Origin of the sequence: Pseudomonas sp. EYE_354, from assembly GCF_023148575.1 — a bacterium.
In the GTDB taxonomy this organism is placed as follows: Bacteria; Pseudomonadota; Gammaproteobacteria; order Pseudomonadales; family Pseudomonadaceae; genus Aquipseudomonas.
Genome location: NZ_JAHXNQ010000003.1, coordinates 321365 through 343237, shown reverse-complemented (window position 1 = coordinate 343237; position 21873 = coordinate 321365). Strand labels below are relative to the sequence as shown.

At 63.5% G+C, this 21873-nt stretch carries 20 protein-coding genes; 14 read left to right on the top strand and 6 right to left on the bottom strand.

All coding sequences use genetic code 11. From position 1 onward, the window contains the following. The first annotated feature begins 39 nt into the window (after positions 1–39). A complete protein-coding gene (locus tag KZX66_RS06160) occupies positions 40–2814 on the top strand; it encodes a hybrid sensor histidine kinase/response regulator (RefSeq protein ID WP_248077614.1) in 2775 nt (924 codons plus the stop codon). A 63-nt stretch (positions 2815–2877) separates the two neighbouring features. Then, positions 2878–3474, top strand: a complete 597-nt coding sequence (locus KZX66_RS06155; protein WP_003171467.1) for a MarC family protein — start codon at positions 2878–2880, stop codon at positions 3472–3474. On the opposite strand, the gene KZX66_RS06150 is transcribed toward KZX66_RS06155, so the two are convergent. The 5 genes from KZX66_RS06150 to cobG all read right to left on the bottom strand — a co-directional run bounded on the left by KZX66_RS06150 (position 3471) and on the right by cobG (position 8809). Continuing rightward, positions 3471–4250 (bottom strand): hypothetical protein, encoded by a 780-nt coding sequence (locus tag KZX66_RS06150; RefSeq protein ID WP_248077611.1) that lies wholly within the window; start codon positions 4248–4250, stop codon positions 3471–3473. The genes KZX66_RS06155 and KZX66_RS06150 overlap by 4 nt on opposite strands. 225 nt (positions 4251–4475) lie before the next feature. Beyond that, a complete protein-coding gene (gene cobJ / locus KZX66_RS06145) occupies positions 4476–6116 on the bottom strand; it encodes a precorrin-3B C(17)-methyltransferase (protein ID WP_248077609.1) in 1641 nt (546 codons plus the stop codon). Beyond that, entirely contained in the window at positions 6113–6844 is a 732-nt protein-coding gene (locus tag KZX66_RS06140; RefSeq protein WP_248077719.1) for a precorrin-2 C(20)-methyltransferase, read from the bottom strand. Before KZX66_RS06140 ends, cobJ begins: the two co-directional genes overlap by 4 nt. Then, the gene (locus tag KZX66_RS06135) at positions 6844–7470 is read right to left on the bottom strand and encodes a precorrin-8X methylmutase (RefSeq protein WP_248077606.1); all 627 of its coding nucleotides are present in this window, start codon (positions 7468–7470) and stop codon (positions 6844–6846) included. The genes KZX66_RS06140 and KZX66_RS06135 overlap by 1 nt, the downstream gene beginning before the upstream one ends. Continuing rightward, entirely contained in the window at positions 7463–8809 is a 1347-nt protein-coding gene (cobG, locus tag KZX66_RS06130) for a precorrin-3B synthase (RefSeq protein ID WP_248077604.1), read from the bottom strand. Before cobG ends, KZX66_RS06135 begins: the two co-directional genes overlap by 8 nt. A 38-nt stretch (positions 8810–8847) precedes the next feature. Between cobG and cbiE the strand changes: the two genes are divergently transcribed. Both cbiE and KZX66_RS06120 read left to right on the top strand, forming a co-directional pair. Beyond that, positions 8848–10053 (top strand): precorrin-6y C5,15-methyltransferase (decarboxylating) subunit CbiE, encoded by a 1206-nt coding sequence (cbiE, locus tag KZX66_RS06125; RefSeq protein WP_248077602.1) that lies wholly within the window; start codon positions 8848–8850, stop codon positions 10051–10053. After that, on the top strand, positions 10050–10769 hold the full coding sequence (locus KZX66_RS06120; RefSeq protein ID WP_248077600.1) for a cobalt-precorrin-6A reductase: 720 nt from the start codon (positions 10050–10052) through the stop codon (positions 10767–10769). The genes cbiE and KZX66_RS06120 overlap by 4 nt, the downstream gene beginning before the upstream one ends. A gap of 27 nt (positions 10770–10796) precedes the next feature. On the opposite strand, the gene KZX66_RS06115 is transcribed toward KZX66_RS06120, so the two are convergent. Beyond that, positions 10797–11048: a DUF6124 family protein gene (locus tag KZX66_RS06115; RefSeq protein WP_248077598.1), complete on the bottom strand. Its 252-nt coding sequence runs from the start codon at positions 11046–11048 to the stop codon at positions 10797–10799. Positions 11049–11528: 480 nt separating this feature from the next. Here KZX66_RS06115 and KZX66_RS06110 point away from each other — a divergent pair, with 480 nt between their 5' ends. The 10 genes from KZX66_RS06110 (at position 11529) to urtD (ending at position 21864) form a co-directional block, all read left to right on the top strand. Then, positions 11529–11816, top strand: a complete 288-nt coding sequence (locus KZX66_RS06110; protein WP_248077596.1) for an addiction module antidote protein — start codon at positions 11529–11531, stop codon at positions 11814–11816. A gap of 97 nt (positions 11817–11913) precedes the next feature. After that, the gene (locus KZX66_RS06105) at positions 11914–12309 is read left to right on the top strand and encodes a DUF2946 domain-containing protein (RefSeq protein WP_248077594.1); all 396 of its coding nucleotides are present in this window, start codon (positions 11914–11916) and stop codon (positions 12307–12309) included. 47 nt (positions 12310–12356) lie between these two features. Then, positions 12357–12839: a copper chaperone PCu(A)C gene (locus tag KZX66_RS06100; protein WP_248077592.1), complete on the top strand. Its 483-nt coding sequence runs from the start codon at positions 12357–12359 to the stop codon at positions 12837–12839. Positions 12840–12850: 11 nt separating this feature from the next. Further along, positions 12851–13258, top strand: a complete 408-nt coding sequence (locus KZX66_RS06095; RefSeq protein WP_248077589.1) for a DUF2946 domain-containing protein — start codon at positions 12851–12853, stop codon at positions 13256–13258. A gap of 93 nt (positions 13259–13351) precedes the next feature. After that, positions 13352–15421, top strand: a complete 2070-nt coding sequence (locus tag KZX66_RS06090; protein ID WP_248077587.1) for a TonB-dependent copper receptor — start codon at positions 13352–13354, stop codon at positions 15419–15421. 117 nt (positions 15422–15538) lie between these two features. Next, positions 15539–16921 (top strand): PepSY domain-containing protein, encoded by a 1383-nt coding sequence (locus tag KZX66_RS06085; protein ID WP_248077584.1) that lies wholly within the window; start codon positions 15539–15541, stop codon positions 16919–16921. A gap of 205 nt (positions 16922–17126) precedes the next feature. Further along, entirely contained in the window at positions 17127–18392 is a 1266-nt protein-coding gene (gene urtA / locus KZX66_RS06080) for an urea ABC transporter substrate-binding protein (RefSeq protein ID WP_248077581.1), read from the top strand. 72 nt (positions 18393–18464) lie between these two features. Then, on the top strand, positions 18465–19967 hold the full coding sequence (urtB, locus tag KZX66_RS06075; protein WP_248077578.1) for an urea ABC transporter permease subunit UrtB: 1503 nt from the start codon (positions 18465–18467) through the stop codon (positions 19965–19967). Continuing rightward, entirely contained in the window at positions 19967–21034 is a 1068-nt protein-coding gene (gene urtC, locus KZX66_RS06070) for an urea ABC transporter permease subunit UrtC (RefSeq protein ID WP_248077576.1), read from the top strand. Before urtB ends, urtC begins: the two co-directional genes overlap by 1 nt. 8 nt (positions 21035–21042) lie before the next feature. Continuing rightward, a complete protein-coding gene (gene urtD / locus KZX66_RS06065) occupies positions 21043–21864 on the top strand; it encodes an urea ABC transporter ATP-binding protein UrtD (RefSeq protein ID WP_248077573.1) in 822 nt (273 codons plus the stop codon). Positions 21865–21873 lie beyond the last annotated feature (9 nt).

Here is a 21873-nt window from a genome sequence, read left to right as displayed (position 1 = left end):
ATAGTTAACCCGTGCATCAACCTACGAAGGGATTTCGCCGTGCGCTGGCTCAGGATCGCCATAGGTTTCACTGTCAGTCTGCTGACGCTGCTCTGCCTGTTCCCGGCCCAGGCCGCCGCACAGGGCAGTGGCTGGGCAGTATTGCTTGATGAACAGGCCGACCTGCAACTGAGCGACATCCGCTCCCCCCGCTACACCAACCAATTCAGCCCCATCGAACTGGACCGCATTACCGCCGCGCAACCGGACGGCGCGTTGTGGGTACGTTTCAAGCTGCAACCGGGCAAGCACGAGCAAGTACTTCGGGTATTCGCCCCGGACCTGTCCCACCTGAGCCTGTATGTCCTGGACGGCGACACTCTGGTGGAGCAACAAACCACCGGCACCCGCCAGCCCCAGGCGGAACGCCCGTTGCCCAGCACCGACTTCATGCTGCCGATACCCCAGAGTCAGAAGCCCCTGGAAGTCTATCTGCGCCTGGTATCGGAACACGAGCTGCGCCCCTATATCACCCTTGGACCGGCCGTGCTCGCCGCCGCCGACCAGACCCAGACGCTGATCTACGGCCTGCTGTTCGGCTGCCTGATGATGCTGATCCTGCATAACTTCTCACGCTTTGCCTACCATCGCTCGCGCAGCAGCCTGTGGCTCGCGGCCTGCGAAGTGCTGTTGATGCTGAGCCTCGCGCTGTTGCTCAACCTGGTGGGCCCGTGGTTGCCGAACTGGCACGCGATCCAGACCCCAGGCGCCTACCTGGCGCTGCTTCTGACCGCGCCATGCGGGCTGATGTTCGCCTACCGTTTCTTCATGCCCCTGGGGCCGCACCCGCTGAACAAACTGTTGATGGCCGATATCCTGTTTATCGTGCTGTCCGGCCTGTTGCTGTTGTTCGTCAACACCCTGCCGCTGAACATCATCACCTACGCCCTGGTAGCCCTGGCGGGCCTGAGCATGTTGTTTGTCTCGGCGTATCACTGGCAGAAAGGCTATCGGCCGGCGCGTTTATTCGTGGCGGGCATGGTGGTGTTCAATATCGGCACGCTGATCATCCTCCCGGCGCTGCTGGGCCTGACCATGATCTCGCCCCAGGGTTTGATCGTCACACTCCTCGCGTTCATCTGCCTCAGCGGCCTGCTGATGAGCCTGGCCCTGGGTGAGCGCCAGCGCGCTATCGTCGAGGCGCGCTTCAGCCTCAGCCGCGACCTGGCCGCCAGCAACGCCGAGATCGCCGCCAAGGCCGAGTTCCTGGCCAAGATCAGCCACGAAATCCGCACCCCCATGAACGGCGTGCTGGGCATGACCGAACTGTTGCTCGGCACCCCGTTGTCGGTGAAGCAGCGCGACTACGTGCAGACCATCCACAGCGCCGGCAACGAACTGCTCACGCTGATCAACGAGATCCTCGACATCTCCAAGCTCGAATCCGGGCAGATCGAGCTGGATGATGTGCAATTCGACCTCAATGCGCTGATCGAAGACTGCCTGAGCATCTACCGCGCCAAGGCCGAGCAGCAGAACGTCGAGTTGATCAGCTTCATCCAGCCTCAGGTGCCCCGCGTCATCAGCGGCGACCCCACACGCCTGCGCCAGGCGCTGTTGAGCCTGCTGGAAAACGCCCTGCACAAAACCGATGAGGGTGAAGTGCTGATCGTCGTCGCCCTGGACGACCGCAGCACCAAGCCGCGCCTGCGCATCGCCGTGCAAGACAGCGGCCTACCCATGGACGCCGCCGAGCGTGATGCGCTGCTGCACAGTGAACTGCACAGCAAAAACTTCCTGTCGGCCACCCGTTTGAGCGGCCATCTGGGCCTGGTGATCGCACGCCAGCTTATCCTGTTGATGAACGGCGAGTTCGGCGTCAAAAGCGGCAGCCATCAGGGCAGCACGTTGTGGCTGACCCTGCCCCTGGACCCGGAACGCCTGGAACACCCGACCTCCGACCTCGACGGCCCGCTCAAGGACGCGCGCGTGCTGGTGGTGGACGACAACGACACCTGCCGCAAGGTGCTGGTGCAGCAATGCACGGCCTGGGGCCTGAATGTAAGCGCCGTACCGTCGGGCAAGGAAGCCCTGGCGTTGCTGCGCACCAAGGCGCACCTGCGCGACTACTTTGATGTGGTGCTGCTGGACCAGAACATGCCCGGCATGACCGGCATGCAGTTGGCGGCGAAAATCAAAGAAGACCCGAGCCTGAACCACGACATTCTGCTGATCATGCTCACGGGCATCAGCAATGCGCCGAGCAAGATCATCGCACGCAACTGCGGGATCAAGCGCATCCTCGCCAAGCCGGTGGCCGGCTACACCCTCAAAACCACCCTGGCCGACGAGCTGACCCAACGCAACAAAGGCGGCGTTGCGCCACGCGCGATGCTCAACCCGCCGGTGGAAGTGACCGTGCCCAGCGATTTCAAGATCCTGGTGGCCGAAGACAACAGCATCTCCACCAAAGTGATTCGCGGCATGCTCGGCAAGCTCAACCTCAACCCGGACACCGCCAGCAATGGCGAAGAAGCACTGCAAGCCATGAAAGCCCAGCGCTACGACCTGGTGTTGATGGACTGTGAAATGCCGATCCTCGATGGCTTCTCGGCCACCCAGCAACTGCGCGCCTGGGAGGTCAGTCACCAACGCATTCGCACCCCCGTGGTGGCACTCACCGCGCACATCCTCTCGGAACACAAAGAACGCGCACGCCAGGCGGGCATGGATGGGCACATGGCCAAACCGGTGGAATTGTCGCAGTTACGTGAGCTGGTGGAGTTCTGGGTGGCGCAACGCCAACAGAAACAACAACACAGCCCCGTGTCCTGACTGCTACAGGACCTGAAGGCCTGATAGACTCCCCCACGACTTCTCCTGCCACGAGCCGCCCCCATGCTCCACGTGTTGTTCAGCGTTTACCTGAAGATGCTCGTGCTCTATAGCCCGTTCTTCGTGCTGTCCTGCTTTATCAGTCTGACCCGCGGCTATTCCAGCAAAGAGCGGCGACGCCTGGCCTGGAAGGTGGCGTTGGCGACCCTGGTCTCGAGCGTGTTGCTCTACCTGTTCGGTCGGGTGATTTTCAGTGTGTTCGGCATCACCGTGGATGCGTTCCGCATCGGCGCCGGCAGTGTGTTGTTCATCTCCGCCCTGGGTATGGCCCAGGGCAAGTCGGCGGTGCAGACCGACAACGTGCAGCAGGACGTGACCATCGTGCCGCTGACCATCCCCCTCACCGTCGGCCCCGGCACCATCGGCGCCTTGCTGGTGATGGGCGTCAGCCAGCCACACTGGGATGACAAGCTCACCGCCATCCTCAGCATCGCCCTGGCCAGCCTCACCGTTGGCGTGGTGCTGTACCTGTCCAATCGGATCGAACGCATCCTCGGCGACCAGGGCTTGCAGATTGTCAGCCGGTTGATGGGCTTGTTCGTGTGCGCCCTGGCCGCGCAAATCATTTTTACCGGCGTGCGCGGTTATCTGGTGCCTTAAATCCGGTACCTGGCAATGGCCGACTGCACCTTGTCCCCAGCACTTTCGCGCATCAGTTGCAGGGTCTTGTCGTTGACCATCGACGTATTCAGCACCAGACAGGTCTGCCCGCTGAACGCCTCAACCGAGCCACTGTCCCACTCCAGGAACGGCAACCCCACCTGCTTGCTCACGCCCTGAGTGCTGTAAGTCACCAGCACCATCATCAGTTCACCGTCCGCCTCGGCACAGGACGCCAGGCCGAAATCACCGCCCTGGTGCAGTGTGCTGTTGCGCTTGAACAGTTCGAAGGACGTCGGCTGCTGCTTCAACGCTTCCAACGCATCCGCCGCGAGTTTCGGCAGCGTCGCCACCAAAGGCCCGGACAACGACATCGAGGCCCACAGCGCCGTGATGATATTCAGCGCCGTCAGTTGCACTGTCAGGCCCTTGCCGTGACTTGAGACCCGTTCGAAACGGCTGCGCACCGGCACCCAGCCCAGGCCTGTCATCACCTTGATAAATTCCTCATACCAGGCCTCGCTACCGCGAGGAATGTTCAGCACATCACTGACGTAGCTGCTGGCCAGCAGATAGCTTTTGCGGATGTACTCCCGGTTCACACCGGACAGCCCCTGCGCAAACGAAATCACGCTGTTGTTGACCACCGCCGCATCGCATTCCTCCTCAGTATCGAGCGGCAAAACGGCCTGTTCTGCAGATGTCTTCGGCAGTCGGTAAGCCGCAATCAACTTGCGCCTTTTGGTCGTGTTGATCCTTCTGTGATATCGCTCCATTTTTCGTTCTCCACAAGCACCCCACATGGGGCTTGCTTGCACCCTAATCCAGCGTTCGGTGAGCTTGCCAGACGATAAACATCGCTTGGCCCAGCCCCTCCAAAAACACCGCCCAGCAATCGTTGGGGGCAGCACCCGCCCTTCCGGTTTTCGACGATAAAAAAAGAAAAAGCCCCGAATAACGCCCGATGTTTACCAGGCGCTATTCGGAGCTTTCGTGCCGCTTCAGCCGACGGGTTTTTCGCCGTACCAGCGCGGCGTATACACCCACTCACCACCTCCGGCACGGGGGAATGTGCAGGTGGTGGACGAGCCGATCAGCACCATGGTGCGCATGTCCACCTGCTCCGGGGTCAATTGCCCCAGGGTGGTGACCCGCAGGGTCTGGCCTGGGCGACCGATGTCGCGCCCCAGCACCACTGGGGTGGCGGGCGCGCGATGCAACGCGACGATTTCCAGCGCACGGCCCAACTGCCAGGGCCGCGAGCGCGAGATCGGGTTGTAGAACGCCAGCGCCAGGTCGGCCTGGGCAGACAGGTCCAGACGCTTTTCGATGATCGACCAGGGCTTGAGGTTGTCCGACAGCGACATCACGCAGAAGTCATGCCCCAGCGGCGCACCGGCCTGGGCGGCAGTGGCCAGGGAGGCCGACACGCCCGGCAGGATCTGCAGGTCGACCAGATGCCAGGCCGGGTCGTCGGACTCATGCAATGCCTCGATAACCGCCGCCGCCATGGCAAATACACCGGGGTCACCGGAGGACACCACCACCACCGAACGGCCGCTGGCAGCCAGTTCGAACGCATGGCGCGCACGCTGCATCTCTTCGCGGTTGTCGGTGCAGTGCTGCACCTGGTCGTCTCGGAACGGCCCGGCCATGCGCACATAGGTTTCATAGCCCAGCACATCGGTGCAACGCGCCAGTTCGGCTTTGACCGCAGGCACCATCAACTCGGCAGCGCCAGGGCCCAGGCCGATCACCGCGAGGCGACCACGGGGGCGCCCGACTTGCGACACATCCAGCGGTTGCTCGGCCATCTCGATGACGATATCGGCGTCCTGGGTCACGCGGCCAAAACGCAGCGGCACCGCCAGCGCCAACGCCGCTTCATGCAGCGAAACCTCAGCCATGTGCAGGTCGCCCGCCAACAGGCACGCCAGGGATTGCACGGCGATCCCGGCCTCCTGCAATGCCACGCGCACGCGTTGCGCCAAATCCGCCCCCGGCTTGCACGTAACACATACGTTCTTCGGATAAATCAGCAGCTCGTTGACCACCGGCACCCGCTCGGCACTGCCCACATGGATGGCCAGACGCGCGTGCGGGTCCTGGGGCAGGTTCGCTTGATCCAGCCACGGCGCCGCGCCTTCGATGCGTACGCTTTGACCGGCCAGCAGGTCCGAGACGAAGCGCTTGCCCAGCTCCAGATCGGCCAACTCATAGCCCGTCGGCGGGTTGAGCAGGCAGGTGCCGAAGCGCAACTCGCCACTGGTGGTGATCGCCGCGGCGACGTTGAGCGCCGCCGCGATGTCCCGCGCCATCCCATTAACGCCGCCCAGGCCACCGAGCAGCGGCACCACGGCGCTGCCGTCTTCGGCCACGGCCAGCACGGCCGGCTCTTCACCTTTTTCCAGCAACAGCGGCGCCAGGGTGCGGATCACAATACCCGCCGCGCACAGGGCAATCAGCGGCGTGCCGTGTTGATACAGCTGACGCACAGTGACGCCGAACTCGGTGTAGGCCAGGTCCGCGCCCTCAACCCGCCCGAGCAAACCGTGGATCAACGCGCCGGGGTACAGCTGCTGGATCTTGCGCGCAGTGGCCAGGCTGCCCTGCCCCAGAATGACAATCGCCGGACGCGTCATCCTTGCCACCGTTCACCGGGCACGATGATCAGCGAGAAATACGGCGAGGACGACGGGTCGACCTGATCCAGCGGCACGATCTTCTGATTGACCATGGTGGCGCGTTCCACGTACAGCGCGCGCTCGGCCAGACCGAGCTCTTCCAACACCTGGCGCACCTTATGGAAGTTACGGCCCAGCTTCATGATCACCGCCGCGTCGGCATCCGCCAGGCGGCGCTTGAGATCGTCATGGGGCAGCACGCCCGACAGCACCGACAGGCTCTGGTTGCGATACACCAACGGCGCGCCCAGCACCGAAGCGCCGCCGAGCATCGAGCACACGCCAGGGATGACCTGGGCTTCGTAGCGCTCGGCCAGGCGGTCATGCAGGTACATGTAGGACCCGTAGAAGAACGGGTCGCCTTCGCAGATCACCGCCACATCGCGACCGGCATCCAGGTGCGCGGCCACCTCGACGCTGGCGCTGTCGTAGAAATCGCTGATCACTTGCTCGTAGGACAAGGGCGCGGGCAGCGCTTCGGTGGTCACCGGGTACACCAGCGGCATCAGAGTTTGTTGCGCCACCAGGTGGTCTTCGATGATGCCGAACGCGTTACCTTTCTTGCCCTTGGCCACGAAGTACGCCACCACCGGCGACTCGCGCAGCAGGCGCAGCGCCTTGAGGGTGATCAGCTCGGGATCGCCGGGGCCCACGCCCAGGCCGATCAAACGTCCGCGTGCCGGCATCATTCGACCTCCGTGGCGAGCGCATTGACCGCCGCCGCTGCCATCGCACTGCCACCCAAACGGCCCTGCATGATCACGAACGGCACGCCACGGCTGTCGGCCGCCAGCATCGCCTTGGATTCGGCGGCGCCGACAAAGCCGACCGGGAAGCCGAGGATCAGCGCCGGCTTCGGCGCACCGGCATCGAGCATTTCCAGCAGGTAGAACAGCGCGGTCGGCGCGTTACCGATCACCACCACACTGCCTTCCAAATGCGGGCGCCACAGCTCCAGAGCGGCAGCCGAGCGGGTATTGCCCAGCGCCTGCGCCAGCGCCGGCACGCTGTCGTCGCGCAAGGTGCAGATCACTTCGTTGTTGGCCGGCAAGCGGGTGCGGGTCACGCCTTCGGAGACCATGCGCGCATCACACAAAATCGGCGCGCCGGCGGCCAACGCGTCGCGCCCGGCCTTGCCTGCGCCTTCAGAGAATTGCAGGCCGTCGATGACATCGACCATGCCGCACGCATGAATCACCCGCACCGCGAGTTTTTCCAGGTCGGCCGGGATGCGGTCCAACTTGGCTTCCGCGCGAATAATGGCAAAGGAGTTGCGATAGATCTCCTGACCGTCGCGGATGTAATCAATCATCGGTGTTGCTCCGTGGGTGAGCGCGCAACAGGGCGCCCGCCGCTTCAATGGAAAGGTTGCGCGCGTGCAGCCGGCCGAACCCTGGGTGGGCTGCATCGCAAAAATAGAGGTCGTAGTGGCCGGGGCTCACCGCCAGCAGGGTGACGGGCGCGGTGTGCGCCGCAGCGCAGGAGCGCGGGCAACCGGACAAGTGCACGCTGTGGGCGGTTCGCAGCGCCGCCAGCTGCACGGCGTCGGCCTTGGTGTCGGCCAGGGCTTTGCCGCAGCCGCTGGAGCCGGTGCAAGCGGTCAAACGCGCCAGGGGCTGGTCGATGGAACACAGAAAACCCAGTTGCGCCAGGCGCTCGGTCACGGCGTGAGGTTTCTCGACGTAGGGCAGCAGCACGCCTTGCCAGGGGGTGAAGCGCAACGTGCCGTCGCCATAGTCGTCCGCCAGCTGTGCGGCGCCCTTGAGCATCGTCGGATCCAGTCGACCCAAGGGGGCGCCGGCGGCGACATAAAACTGATTCTGTTGCGACTGTGGATAAGTGCCGAGCTGCAGCAAAGCCCCGCTGGGCGGGCGTTTGAACCCGTCGACCGGCAGCAGCGGCAAGCGCAGGCGGCTCAGTAAGTTATCCACAGGCAACTGGCGCATGCGCGTCTGTTCGGCGGTGGCGAGGTCGAGAAAAGCCTCCAACACCGCCACCACCAGCGCGTGGCCCTGATCCAACGGCACCGCGGCCAAGGGCGCATTCAGCCCCGGACATCCGGCCAGACCGAACGCAAGTAACGTCTGGCCATTACGCACGAACGCCGACAGCCACAGGTCATGGTGATGCTCAAGCATCGCCAGCGCCTCGCCGCCATCCACTTGCACGGCGAACTTGGCCGACAACTCATGAAAACGCGGATGGGTTTGCAGGGTCGCGAGGATCTGAGCGGCCAGCGGACGCGTGTCGAACAGCATCTGCGGGTCGATCCCGGCGCTGGGGCTGAGCATCAGGTTGCGCACATCGTCACCGGCGGCGTTGCTCGGGCCCAGGTCTGCGGCCAGCAGCCTGGCGATCAGGGCGTCCTGCTCGGCGCCGATTCCGCGGATCTGCAGGTTGGCACGGTTGGTCGCCTCGATCACCCCACCGGCATACGCCTGGGCCGCGTCCGCCACGGCGTTGGCCTGGGCGGCGGTGATCGAACCACCGGCCAGTTTGATCCGGCAGATGCCGCCATCCAGCGCCTGGACGATACGCAGCAACCCCGGACAAGCCGAGGGGCGCAAGGTATTCACAGCGGGCGTTGGATTCACGGGGCTACCGGTTGACGGGTAAAGGCGCGGTATTATGCCTGCTTTGTCCGGCGGCATGAAAAGCCTGCCCGTCGGATGTCGTTCAAGGAATTGATATGTCGCCCTGGCTGACGGTTGTAGGCATCGGTGAAGACGGCTTCAAGGGGCTGGGCAGGAATGCCCGGCATGCCCTGTTGCGCGCCACGCGGATTATAGGTGCGCAGCGCCAGTTGGACCTGTTGCCGGTGTGTATTCGTGGCGAGCGCCAGCTGTGGCCGAGCCCGTTTTCCCTGGAGCCGGTGCTGGCCACACCGGGCGAACCGGTGTGTGTGCTGGCCAGTGGCGATCCGATGTTCTATGGCGTGGGGGCCAGTTTGGCGCGGCAGGTGGCGGCTGAAGAATTGCTGATTCTGCCCGCGCCTTCGTCGGTGTCCCTTGCCGCCGCGCGTTTGGGCTGGCCGTTACAGGACGTGGTGACGTTATCCGTGGTGGCCCGGCCCGTCGCGGCAATCAACGCGCATCTGGCCAGCGGTGTGCGCTTGTTAGTGCTGAGTAATGATGGTGGCAGCCCTGCGTTGATCGCTGCTGTGTTGACTGAGGCCGGGTTCGGACCGAGCCGATTGACCGTGTTTGAACACTTGGGCGGCGCCAATGAGCGGCGTATTGACGGCCTGGCTGCGGAGTGGCAGCACCACTCGGCCGCCGATCTGAATCTGGTCGCCATCGATTGCCTCGCCTCTCCCGACACCCCACGTCTGTCGCGCCTGGCAGGCCTGCCGGATAGCGCCTTCAAGCACGATGGCCAACTGACCAAACGCGATGTGCGCGCCATGACCCTCGCCCGCCTGGCCCCCATGCCGGGCGAACTTTTGTGGGATGTGGGTGCAGGCAGCGGTTCCATCGGTATCGAATGGATGCGCGCCCACCCCAGTTGCCGTGCGCTGGCGATTGAAGCCGACGCAGGCCGCCAAGACTTGATCGAACACAACCGCGACGCCCTCGGCGTGCCTGGCCTGCACCTGGTACGCGGCACCGCCCCGGACGCCTTGCACGGTTTGCCGACACCCGACGCGATCTTCATCGGCGGTGGCGTCACCCGCGACAGCGTGCTCGACACCTGCTGGCAACAGCTGCGCCCTGGTGGTCGCTTGATTGCCAATGCCGTGACCCTGCAAAGCGAAATGACCTTGATGAACTGGCGCGCGCAGCACGGCGGCGAACTGACCCGCATCCACGTGGCCCAGGCGCAGCCGTTGGGGGAGTTCGATACCTGGCGCCAGGCGCTGCCGATCACCTTGCTTGAAGTGACCAAGCCGCTATGAAACGCATCCTGCTGCTGGGCGGCGTGACTGAAGCGCTGGCCATTGCCCGCACGCTGGGCCCGGAACATATCTACAGCCTGGCCGGTGTCGGCCGCGTGCCCACCGACCTCACCTGCCAGGTGCGCGTCGGGGGTTATGGGGGAGCCGAGGGGCTGGCGCAGTTCGTTCGCGATGAGGGGGTTAGCCTGATCCTCGACGCGACCCATCCGTATGCGGCGCAGATCAGCCGCAATGCCGCCGAGGCTGCACAGTTGAGCGGCGTGCCCTGCTGGGCACTGCGTCGCCCGGCGTGGCAGCCGCAGGCAGGGGATGATTGGCGCGAAGTGAGTGATTGGGCCGAGCTGATCGCGGCGCTGAAACCCTTCAAACGGCCATTGTTTACGCTGGGCCGCGAACCGCTGCAACACCTCGAAGAGATCCCCGCAGACCAGTACTGGACGCTGCGCGCACTGGACGTATATCCGGGCAATGAGCGCTGCAAAGTCATCGGCGCACGCGGGCCGTTTTTGATCGACGACGAGCGAGCGTTGTTTGAGCGGCGGCGGATTGATGTGCTGATCAGCAAGAACAGCGGCAGCACCGCCACCGAGCCGAAGCTGGAAGTGGCGCGGGAACGAGGGGTGCCAGTGCTGGTGTTGAAACGGCCGGTGTTGGCGGCCGTGGACCGGGAGTTCCCAACCGTCGCGGCGACATTACAGGCAATCACCCTTCTCTAAACACCCCGTTCCACAGTTAAAACCGCGTCATCCAGCGACGGCTGTCGTCTGCCCGACGCCGTCATGCACGCGATCGGCCAGCAACTGCGCCAGCTCGATCAACTGCGCGACGCCGAGCAATTCCTCGCGTTTCGGGCCTTCCAGGTCAAAGGCCAGATCACAACTCAGTGCATTGGCCGAGGCCAGTGTTTCGCTGAGGTTGACCAGCAGGTCTTCGGTGCTGAATCCGTCAGCCACGGTGAATAGCCGGATGGGGGGATTGGGGGTGGGTTTGATCATTGTGAAGTCCCTTAATCTAAGTGGAGCTGCCACTGATCGCCGCGATGCGATGGGGTGGCAGCTGTGCGCAGGTTCGCGGACCGGAGATTAAGGAAACCGGCATACCCGAAGGCATCCCGCGCACAGCCACCATAACGCCGCACAGTAGACGATAAAAAAGCGTCAACTGAAAGGAGGCAGTACTTAATCAAGCCGGGCCGCGACGCCCGTCCGCTGCATTTGCAGCGGTGTACGGAGACTAGAGACCGAGTGTCCTAGGGACAACCTCAAATCCTTGTCGGAAATTTCTGTTTGTACGAATAGCCAGCCGGGCGGCTAGCTACCAAGATCGTTCCCACGCTCCCGCGTGGGAATGCAGCCCGTGACGCTCCGCGTCACCTGTGCGCAGTAGCCGAAACTTGCAGCGCTTGGCGGGACGCGGAGCGTCCCGGGAGGCATTTCCACGCAGAGCGTGGGAACGATCAAAAAAAGGAGTAACTCATGAATGAATTCACTGACTTCGACGTGGCAGAGCACCTAAAAACCCCCGAGGATATGGCCGAATATCTTGAAGCGTGCTTCGAAGAAGATACGGGTGACGGCCTGCTGATCCGTTCAGCGCTCAACAACATCGCCCGCGCCCAAGGCATGACCCAAGTAGCCCGCGACGCCGGCCTCGGACGAGAAAGTCTGTACAAAGCCCTCTCCAGCACTGGCAATCCCGAGTTCGCGACTATCATGAAGGTCATGAAAGCGTTGGGTCTCAAGCTTCACGCCAAGGCGGTCTGATTCCACTGCGACACCAAACCACACCGCCCCTTTTTACTTCTGCGCACCGATAAGGCTAAATACCCGCCTGATCGATTAACCCTACGGATTGTCCGCCATGGCCCGTCAACGCTTTGCAATTGCCTGGATCGCCTGCCTTGCAGTGCTGTTCAACGCGTTTGCCATGCCGGTGGCCGGTGCGATGCAGCAGGCGGACGATCCGGTCAAGCGCCTGATGTGGGGCGGTTTCTGCTCTTCCAACGGCACAAGCCTGAAGACGATTGCCCTGGGCAAACTGGAAATCCCAACGCCGCAACAGGACGATCATTCCACCATGCAGCATTGCTGGTGTTGCTCGGGCTCGGCGCCATTGGTGGCGCTGCCGGGGCATGTGCCGCAGTTGTATGTCACGCAGTTCGAGGCGGTCGAGAGCCTGCCGCCGCCGTCAGCAGCACCGCCGACCCCGCGCCAGCAATGGCCGAGCCTCAACCCCCGCGCCTCTCCAACGGTTTGATTGCCTTCGCAAGTGAACTGCGTTTAGAACCGTTCTGGAGAACTGCCATGCTTAAATCTTCCCTGCTTCTGGCCGCGTTGCTGCTGCCGGTGTTCAGTGCCGCCAATGCCGAAGACTACAAGGCCGGCGACCTGCTGGTCAGCGATCCCTGGTCCCAGGAATTGCCGCCCAATGCCCCCACCGTCGCCGCGTACTTTGTGATTCATAACACCGGCGCCACGCCGGATCGCCTGCTCAGTGCCGAAACCCCCTTGGCGCAGAAAGCCGAGTTGCATGAGCATGTGATGCAGGGCGATTTGATGAAGATGCAGCAAGTGCCCAGCGTGGCCGTACCGGCCAAGGGTGAGCTGACCTTCGCGCCCATGGCCTACCACGTGATGTTGCTGGGCCTCAAAGACCGCAGCCTGTTGGCCGACGGCAAGCAGTTTCCGCTGACCCTGACCTTCGAAAAAGCCGGCAAGGTCGAGGTGCAAGTGTCGGTACAAAAAGTCCCGCCGATGGCCAATCACGAGCATAAACACGCTCAATAGGCCACCGCTCGATGGGCGCCCCCCGCGCCAGGCTCTCTGCACACCGCCGCGTGAAGCGCGGCAGTTGGGTCAGCCTGTTCGCCATGCTGATGATTTTTATCGGACCGCTGATTTCCCAGGCGATGCCGATGGATCATCACGCCGGTATGTCGATGCCGATGAGCATGTCCATGGACATGCCCGGCGACCATGGCGAAGATCATCAGCCTAAAGCCCCCAGCGAACATCATGCACTCTGGGCCAAGTGCGGTTATTGCGACCTGCTGTTCAGTTGCCCGGCCCTGCCCGGCAATGTGTCATTCGTGGCCCTCGGTTCCCCGCCGCCGGCCAATGCCCTCACCCCCGCCACGCGCCTGGGCCATGCCCGGCAGAGCATCTTCCCCGGCGCGCGCAGCCGTGCACCGCCCATCGCCTCGTAGCCCCTTAGCACCGTTACTTCACCCCGGCCGACTTTAGACAGACAGCCGCAGGCTGCTGGCCGTGTTGTTTACGAATGATTGATGGAATTTGTCATGTCCAGGTTTTCTGCTGACACCCGTTTGGGAAGTACCCCTGTGCTCGCGGCCCTGTGCGGCGCTTTACTCGCGCCCTGCGCTCAGGCCGACGAACACGCCGAACATGAGCTGAGCCCCACCGTGATCACCGCGATCGCGCCCAGCTCACCGCTGACCGCCGTCACCAACCCGAAAGATCCGCGCCAACCCGTGCCCGCCAGCGACGGCGGCGACTACCTCAAGACCATCCCCGGCTTCGCCCTGGTGCGCAACGGCGGCACCAATGGCGACCCGGTGCTGCGCGGCATGTTCGGTTCGCGCCTGAATATCCTCACCAACGGCAGCATGATGCTCGGCGCCTGCCCAGGCCGGATGGACGCGCCCACCTCATACATATCCCCGGAAATCTACGACCGTCTCACCGTGATCAAAGGCCCGCAAACCGTGCTGTGGGGCCCTGGTGCCTCGGCCGGCACCGTCCTGTTCGAGCGCGAGCCGGAACACTTCGGCGAACTGGGCACCCGGCTCAATGCCAGTGTCCTGGCCGGCTCCAACGGGCGCTTCGACAAGGTCATCGATGCCGCCGCCGGCGGGCCATTGGGCTACGTGCGGGTGATCGGCAACCAGGCCCATGCCGATGACTACAAGGACGGCAATAACGACACGGTCGCCTCGCGTTACGACAAATGGAACGGCGACGTCGCCGTGGGTTTCACCCCAGACGCCGACACCCTGCTGGAACTCACCGCCGGGCGTGGCGATGGTCAAGCACGCTACGCCGGGCGCGGCATGGACGGCTCGCAGTTCCTGCGCGAAAGCCTGGGGCTGCGCTTCGAGAAATCGAATATCGGCGAGGTGCTGGATAAGGTCGAAGCCCAGGTCTACTACAACTATGCCGACCACGTGATGGACAACTACAGCCTGCGCACGCCCTCAGGCACCGGGATGATGGCCGGGCCGATGGCGTCGAATGTCGACCGGCGCACCCTCGGTGCACGCATCAAGGCCACATGGCGCTGGGCCGATGTGCAACTGATCGGCGGCCTGGACGCGCAAACCAATGAACACCGCGCGCGCAGCAGCATGGGCGTCGACACCTACAAGGACCTGCCGCGAAACAAGGACGCCGACTTTCACAACTACGGCGTGTTCGGCGAACTCACCTGGTACGCCGCCGACCGCGAGCGCCTGATCAGCGGCGCGCGCCTGGACCGTGCTTCGGCCAAGGATTTTCGGCAAACCACCGGCTCGGGCATGAGCACCCGCGCCAACCCCACCGCTGGTGACACGCGCGCCGATACCCTGCCCTCAGGTTTCATGCGCTACGAGCACGACCTGGCCGACAGCCCCACCACCCTCTATGCCGGCCTGGGTCATGCGCAGCGGTTCCCGGATTACTGGGAGCTGTTCTCGCCCAACACCGGCGCGAGCGGTTCGGTGAATGCCTTCGACGGGGTGAAGCCGGAGAAGACCACCCAGCTCGATGTCGGCGCGCAATACAAAACCGACGATCTGGAGGCCTGGGCCTCGGCCTACGTTGGCCAGGTGCGTGACTTCATCCTGTTCGACTACCGCGCCGGCATGATGGGCACCACCTCCCAGGCGCGTAACGTCGACGCCCGTATCATGGGCGGCGAACTGGGCGCGGCGTACAGGCTGACGCGCAACTGGAAAGCCGACGCGACCCTCGCCTACGCCTGGGGCAAGAACAGCAGCGACGGCAAGGCCCTGCCGCAGATGCCCCCCCTGGATGCACGCCTGGGCCTGACCTACAGCGAAGACGACTGGAGCGCCGGCGCGCTGTGGCGGGTGGTGGCTGCGCAACACCGTATCGACCCGAACAAGGGCAATGTGGTCGGCAAGGACTACGACAAGAGCGCTGGGTTCGGCGTGTTTTCGCTGAACGCGGCGTACCGCATCAACAAAAATTTCAAGGTCAGCACCGGCGTCGACAACCTGTTCGGCAAGGCCTACGCCGAGCACCTGAACCTGGCGGGCAATGCCGGGTTCGGCTACCCGTCCAGTGATCCGCAGGCCATCAAAGAGCCAGGGCGCACGCTCTGGACCAAGGTGGACATGAGCTTCTAAAAGCCTCGCAAGCAAACCCCTCCGACCGTTGGAATGCAGTCCAAAGATCGGAGGGGCCTGCTTCCAGAGGCTGCCTGACCCCAACTAAAAAAATTCAAGCGCTGCGGAGCATCCCTGATGAACAAGCAAAAAATTTCCTTTTACAACCTGGCCTGGCGTTGGCACTTCTACGCCGGCCTCTTCGTCGCCCCGTTCATGGTGCTGCTGGCCCTCACCGGCATCATCTACCTGTTCAAGCCCCAGCTCGACCCGCTGATGTACGGCCACCTGCTGACCGTGCCGGCCGCCGAACACGCCTTGAGCGCCGACGAGCAACTGCAACGCGCCAAGGCCGCCTTCCCCCAGGCCACCCTCAGCAAATACCTGCCGCCGGCGGACGCCACCCGCAGTGCGCAGTTCGTCATGCATAAGGATGGGCGCGAGGTGACGGTGTTCGTCGACCCCTATCGCGGCACCGTGCTCGGCGAACAGGACGCAAAATACAACCTGCAAGCCATCGCCCGCGCGCTGCACGGTGAGCTGATGATCGGCACCACCGGCGACCGGCTGGTGGAGCTCGCCGCCGGCTGGGGCGTGATGCTGGTGGTGTCGGGCCTGTACCTGTGGTGGCCGCGTGGCAAGTCGTCAGCTGGCGTCTTGTGGCCACGTTTTAACAGCCGTGGCCGGGTGTTCTGGCGCGATCTGCACGCGGTCGCCGGTTTCTGGGGCGCGGCATTTTTGCTGGTGATGCTGCTCAGCGGCATGACCTGGACCGGCTTCTGGGGCAAGCAATACGCCGACCTGTGGAACACCTTTCCGGCGGCGATGTGGAACAACGTGCCGCAGTCCGATCAACAGGCGCGAGTGCTTAACACCGCCACCCAACAGACCGTGCCCTGGGCCATGGAAAACACGCCGATGCCGGTGTCCGGCGACCATGCCGAGCACATGAACCACGGCGCGATGCATGCAACGCCGGCCGCGCCTGCCATCAGCCTGCAACAGGTGGTCGACCTGGCCACCGCGCGCAAGGTCGAGCCCGGCTACAGCATCACACTCACCACCACCGCCGAAGGCGTGTTCACCGTCTCGGTGTTTGCCGACGACCCGCGCAACGACGCCACCCTGCACGTGGACCAGTACACCGGCAAGGTGCTGGCGGATGTGCGCTGGGAGCATTACAACCTGGTCGCGCGGGCGACCGAGACCGGGGTGATGCTGCACGAGGGCAAAATGTTCGGCTGGGTCAACCAACTGATCGTGCTGGTGATCTGCCTGATGATTCTGCTCAGCGCCGTCAGCGGCGTGGTGATCTGGTGGAAGCGCCGGCCCCAGGGTGGACTGGGCGTTCCGCCGTTGCACCATGACCTGCCGAAGTGGAAAACCGCGATGACGATCATGCTCGGCCTGGCGATCATTTTTCCGCTGGTGGGCGCCTCGCTGATCGCGGTGTGGGCGTTGGATCGGTTGGTGTTGGCGCGTTTCTTTGGCCAGCGCGCGCCCTCCAAGGATCAGGCATAAGCCTGGCAATGCCAATCACCGCCTGACGCACCAGCACGGTGCCCGCTGCGCACCATCGCCAGATCCAGGCGCCGTATCGGTGCAGGGACTGGCGCAGAACGCGGTGCGCAGCGCCGCATTCAAAGGCCGGTCCAAGCAGGCACAGCCTTTGCAATCACTCCAGTATCTGACCCATAACAACACTCAGGCACTCGGAGATCGCACCATGAAGCGTCGCAGCTTGATCAAGGCTTTCACTTTGTCGGCATCCATTGCCGCTATGGGCATGACCTGGACGGTCCAGGCCGCCGAGACCATCAAGGTCGGCATTCTGCACTCGCTGTCCGGCACCATGGCCATCTCCGAAACGTCCCTCAAAGACATGGCGCTGATGACCATTGATGAGATCAACGCCAAGGGCGGCGTAAACGGCAAGATGCTCGAACCGGTGGTGGTGGACCCCGCGTCGAACTGGCCGCTGTTCGCCGAGAAAGGCCGCCAATTGCTGACCCAGGACAAGGTTGCCGTGGTATTCGGCTGCTGGACGTCGGTGTCGCGTAAATCCGTGCTGCCGGTGTTCGAAGAACTCAACGGCCTGTTGTTCTACCCGGTGCAGTACGAAGGCGAAGAGATGTCGCCGAACGTGTTCTACACCGGTGCCGCGCCGAACCAGCAGGCGATCCCGGCGGTGGAGTACCTGATGAGCGAAGAAGGCGGCAGCGCCAAGCGCTTCTTCCTGCTGGGCACCGACTACGTGTACCCGCGCACCACCAACAAAATCCTGCGCTCGTTCCTGCATTCCAAAGGCGTGGCGGATAAAGACATCGAAGAGGTCTACACCCCGTTCGGCCATGCCGATTACCAGACCATCGTCGCCAACATCAAGAAGTTCTCTGCCGGCGGCAAGACCGCGGTGATCTCCACCGTCAACGGCGACTCCAACGTGCCGTTCTACAAAGAACTGGCCAACCAGGGCCTGAAGGCCACCGACGTACCGGTGGTGGCGTTCTCGGTGGGTGAAGAAGAACTGCGCGGCATCGACACCAAGCCGCTGGTGGGCAACCTTGCCGCGTGGAACTACTTCCAGTCGGTGGAGAACCCGGTGAACAAAAAATTCGTCGCCGACTGGAAAGCCTACGCCAAGAAGCACAACCTGCCGGGCGCCGACAAAGCCGTGACCAACGACCCGATGGAAGCCACCTACGTGGGCATCCATATGTGGGCGCAGGCGGCCGAGAAAGCCAAGTCCACCGACGTCGACAAAGTGCGTGAAGCCCTGGCCGGCCAGACCTTCGCCGCGCCGTCGGGCTTTACCCTGACCATGGACAAGACCAACCACCACCTGCACAAGCCGGTGATGATCGGCGAGATCCAGGCCGACGGGCAGTTCTCGGTGGTGTGGCAGACCCAGGAGCCGATCCGCGCGCAGCCGTGGAGCCCGTACATCCCTGGCAATGACAAAAAGCCGGACTACGCCGTGAAAAGCAACTAAAGCCCCCCAGGCCAAATGTGGGAGGGGGCAATCCTCTTCCCACACTGTCCGGCACGACTAGGACATTTGTTTATGCCCGCTGCCCTCCATCGCTATTTCCTGGCACTGCTGCTGTTACTGCCTTTGGCGGTACACGCAAGCGACGCCGAAGACTTCCTCGCCGCCAACCCGGCGCAACAAGCCAAACTCCTCCAGGACTGGGCCGCCAACCCCGACCCGGCGCGCATCGAGCTGGTGGACGCCCTGGAGCAAGGCCAGCTCACGCTCAACGGCGAAACCAAAACCGTGCGCCTGAACAACCGCCTGCGCGGCCTGATCGATAACGTACAAGCCAGCCAGCAACTGCTCGCCGCCGATCCCAAGGTCCGTTTGACCGCCGCGCAAACCCTGCAAAAAAGCGCACAACCGGCGCAGCTCAAATTCCTCGACCAGCGCGTCGCCGCCGAAACCGACGAAGGCGTGCACACCGCGCTGAGCCTGGCCCTGGCCAACCTGCAACTGGTCGACCCCGACCCGGTCATACGCCTGGCCGCCGTGCGTCTGCTCGGCAGCACCGGCGACCCGCTGGCCCGCACGCGCCTGGAAGCCTTGCTGGCCCCCGGCGTCGAAACCGATGCCGGCGTGCACACCGCCGCCGAAACCAGCCTGGCCCAGGTCAAACGCAAATTGATGATGGGCGAGATCCTCGGCCAAGCCTTCAGCGGCATGTCCCTGGGGTCGATCCTGCTGCTGGCCGCGCTGGGCCTGGCGATCACCTTCGGCCTGCTCGGCGTGATCAACATGGCCCACGGCGAGATGCTGATGCTCGGCGCCTACTCCACGTACGTGGTGCAGTTACTGATGCAGCGCTACGTACCCGCAGCCATCGAGTTCTACCCGCTGGTGGCGCTGCCGGTGGCGTTTTTTGTGACCGCCGCCATCGGCATGGCGCTGGAACGTACGGTGATCCGCCACCTGTACGGCCGCCCCCTGGAAACCCTGCTCGCCACCTGGGGCATCAGCCTGATGCTGATCCAACTGGTGCGCCTGGTGTTCGGCGCGCAGAACGTCGAGGTGGCCAACCCGCAATGGCTGTCCGGCGGCATCCAGGTGTTGCCCAACTTGGTGCTGCCGTACAACCGCATCGTGATCATTGCCTTCGCACTCTTTGTTGTCGTGCTCACTTGGCTGCTGCTGAACAAGACGCGCCTGGGCCTTAACGTGCGCGCCGTCACCCAGAACCGCAACATGGCCGCCTGCTGCGGCGTGCCCACCGGGCGTGTGGACATGCTCGCGTTTGGCCTGGGTTCCGGCATCGCGGGCCTGGGCGGCGTGGCGCTGAGCCAGATCGGCAACGTCGGCCCGGACCTGGGCCAGAGCTACATCATCGACTCGTTCCTGGTGGTGGTGCTCGGCGGCGTCGGCCAACTGGCAGGGAGTGTCACCGCAGCGTTCGGCCTGGGCATTGCCAACAAGATTCTTGAACCGCAGATCGGTGCCGTGCTCGGCAAGATCCTGATCCTCGCGCTGATCATTCTGTTTATCCAGAAACGCCCGCAGGGACTCTTCGCACTGAAAGGACGGGTGATCGACTGATGAACCAGCCATTGATGCTCACGGCCGCGCAAAAGGCCGGTCCCAAGGCGACGGTTGCCGCCGGTGCGATCATCCTGATCCTGCTGCTGGCCTTGCCGTTGTGCTCACTGCTCACGCCGGAAAACCCGCTGCATGTGTCGGCCTACACCCTGACCCTGGTGGGCAAAATTCTCTGCTACGCCATCGTCGCCCTGGCCCTGGACCTGGTGTGGGGTTATGCCGGGATGCTGTCCCTGGGCCACGGTTTGTTTTTTGCCCTGGGCGGTTACGCGATGGGCATGTACCTGATGCGCCAGGCGGCCGGCAGTGAGTTGCCGGCGTTCATGACCTTTTTGTCGTGGACCGAACTGCCCTGGTACTGGGCCGGCACCGATCACTTCCTCTGGGCGCTGTGCCTGGTGGTGCTGGCGCCGGGTTTGCTCGCATTGGTGTTCGGTTTCTTCGCCTTCCGTTCGCGGATCAAGGGCGTGTACTTCTCGATCATGACCCAGGCCCTGACGTTCGCCGGGATGTTGTTGTTTTTTCGCAACGAGACGGGCTTTGGAGGCAACAACGGCTTTACCAACTTTCGCAGCATCCTGGGCTTTGGCATCACCGAGCCGGGCACGCGCGCCGTGCTGTTTACCGCCACGGTATTGCTGCTGGTGGCGAGCCTGTACATCGGCTGGCGCCTGGCGCAAAGCAAGTTCGGCCGCGTGCTGACCGCCCTGCGTGACGCCGAAAACCGCCTCATGTTCTGCGGCTACGACCCGCGCGGCTTCAAGCTGTTCGTGTGGGTGTTGAGCGCGGTGCTGTGCGGCCTGGCCGGGGCGTTGTATGTGCCGCAGGTGGGCATCATTAACCCCAGCGAAATGTCGCCGACCAACTCCATCGAAGCCGCCGTGTGGGTGGCCCTGGGCGGGCGCGGCACACTGATCGGCCCGCTGCTCGGCGCCGGCGTGGTCAACGGCATGAAGAGCTGGTTCACCGTGGCCTTCCCGGAGTACTGGCTGTTCTTTCTCGGCGCGCTGTTCATCATCGTCACCTTGTACCTGCCCAAGGGCGTCATCGGCCTGTTGAAGAAGTGAGGAACGTCATGCTTGAACCTATCTTCGACGCCGGCAGCGGCCGCGACGCCATCGGCCTCGGCCAGGCCGCCGGCAAGGGCCTTAACACGCGCCATGGCACGATCCTGACCCTGGAAGACATCAGCGTCAGCTTCGATGGTTTCAAGGCGCTCAACGACCTCAACCTGTACATCGGCGTCGGCGAACTGCGCTGCATCATCGGCCCCAACGGCGCGGGCAAGACCACCCTGATGGACGTGATCACCGGCAAGACCCGGCCCAGCCACGGCAACGCCTGGTTCGGCGAAACCCTGGACCTGACCAGCCTGAGCGAAGTACAGATCGCCCAGGCCGGTATCGGCCGCAAGTTCCAGAAACCCACGGTATTCGAAGCCCTCAGCGTGTTCGAAAACCTGGAACTGGCGCAGAAGACCGACAAGTCGGTGTGGGCCAGCCTGCGTGCACGCCTGAGCGGCGAACAGAAAGACCGCATCGATGAAGTGCTCGACACTATTCGCCTGACCGCATCCGTGCATCGCCCCGCCGGCTTGTTGTCCCACGGCCAGAAGCAGTTCCTGGAGATCGGCATGCTGCTGATGCAGGACCCGCAACTGTTGCTGCTGGATGAACCGGTAGCGGGCATGACCGACGCCGAAACCGAGTTCACCGCCGAGCTGTTCAAGCGCCTGGCGGGCAAGCACTCGTTGATGGTGGTGGAGCACGACATGGGCTTTGTCGGCTCGATTGCCGACCACGTCACCGTATTGCACCAAGGCAGCGTGCTGGCCGAAGGGTCGCTGGAACAGGTGCAGGAAAACGAGCGCGTGATCGAGGTGTATTTAGGACGGTGATCGTTCCCA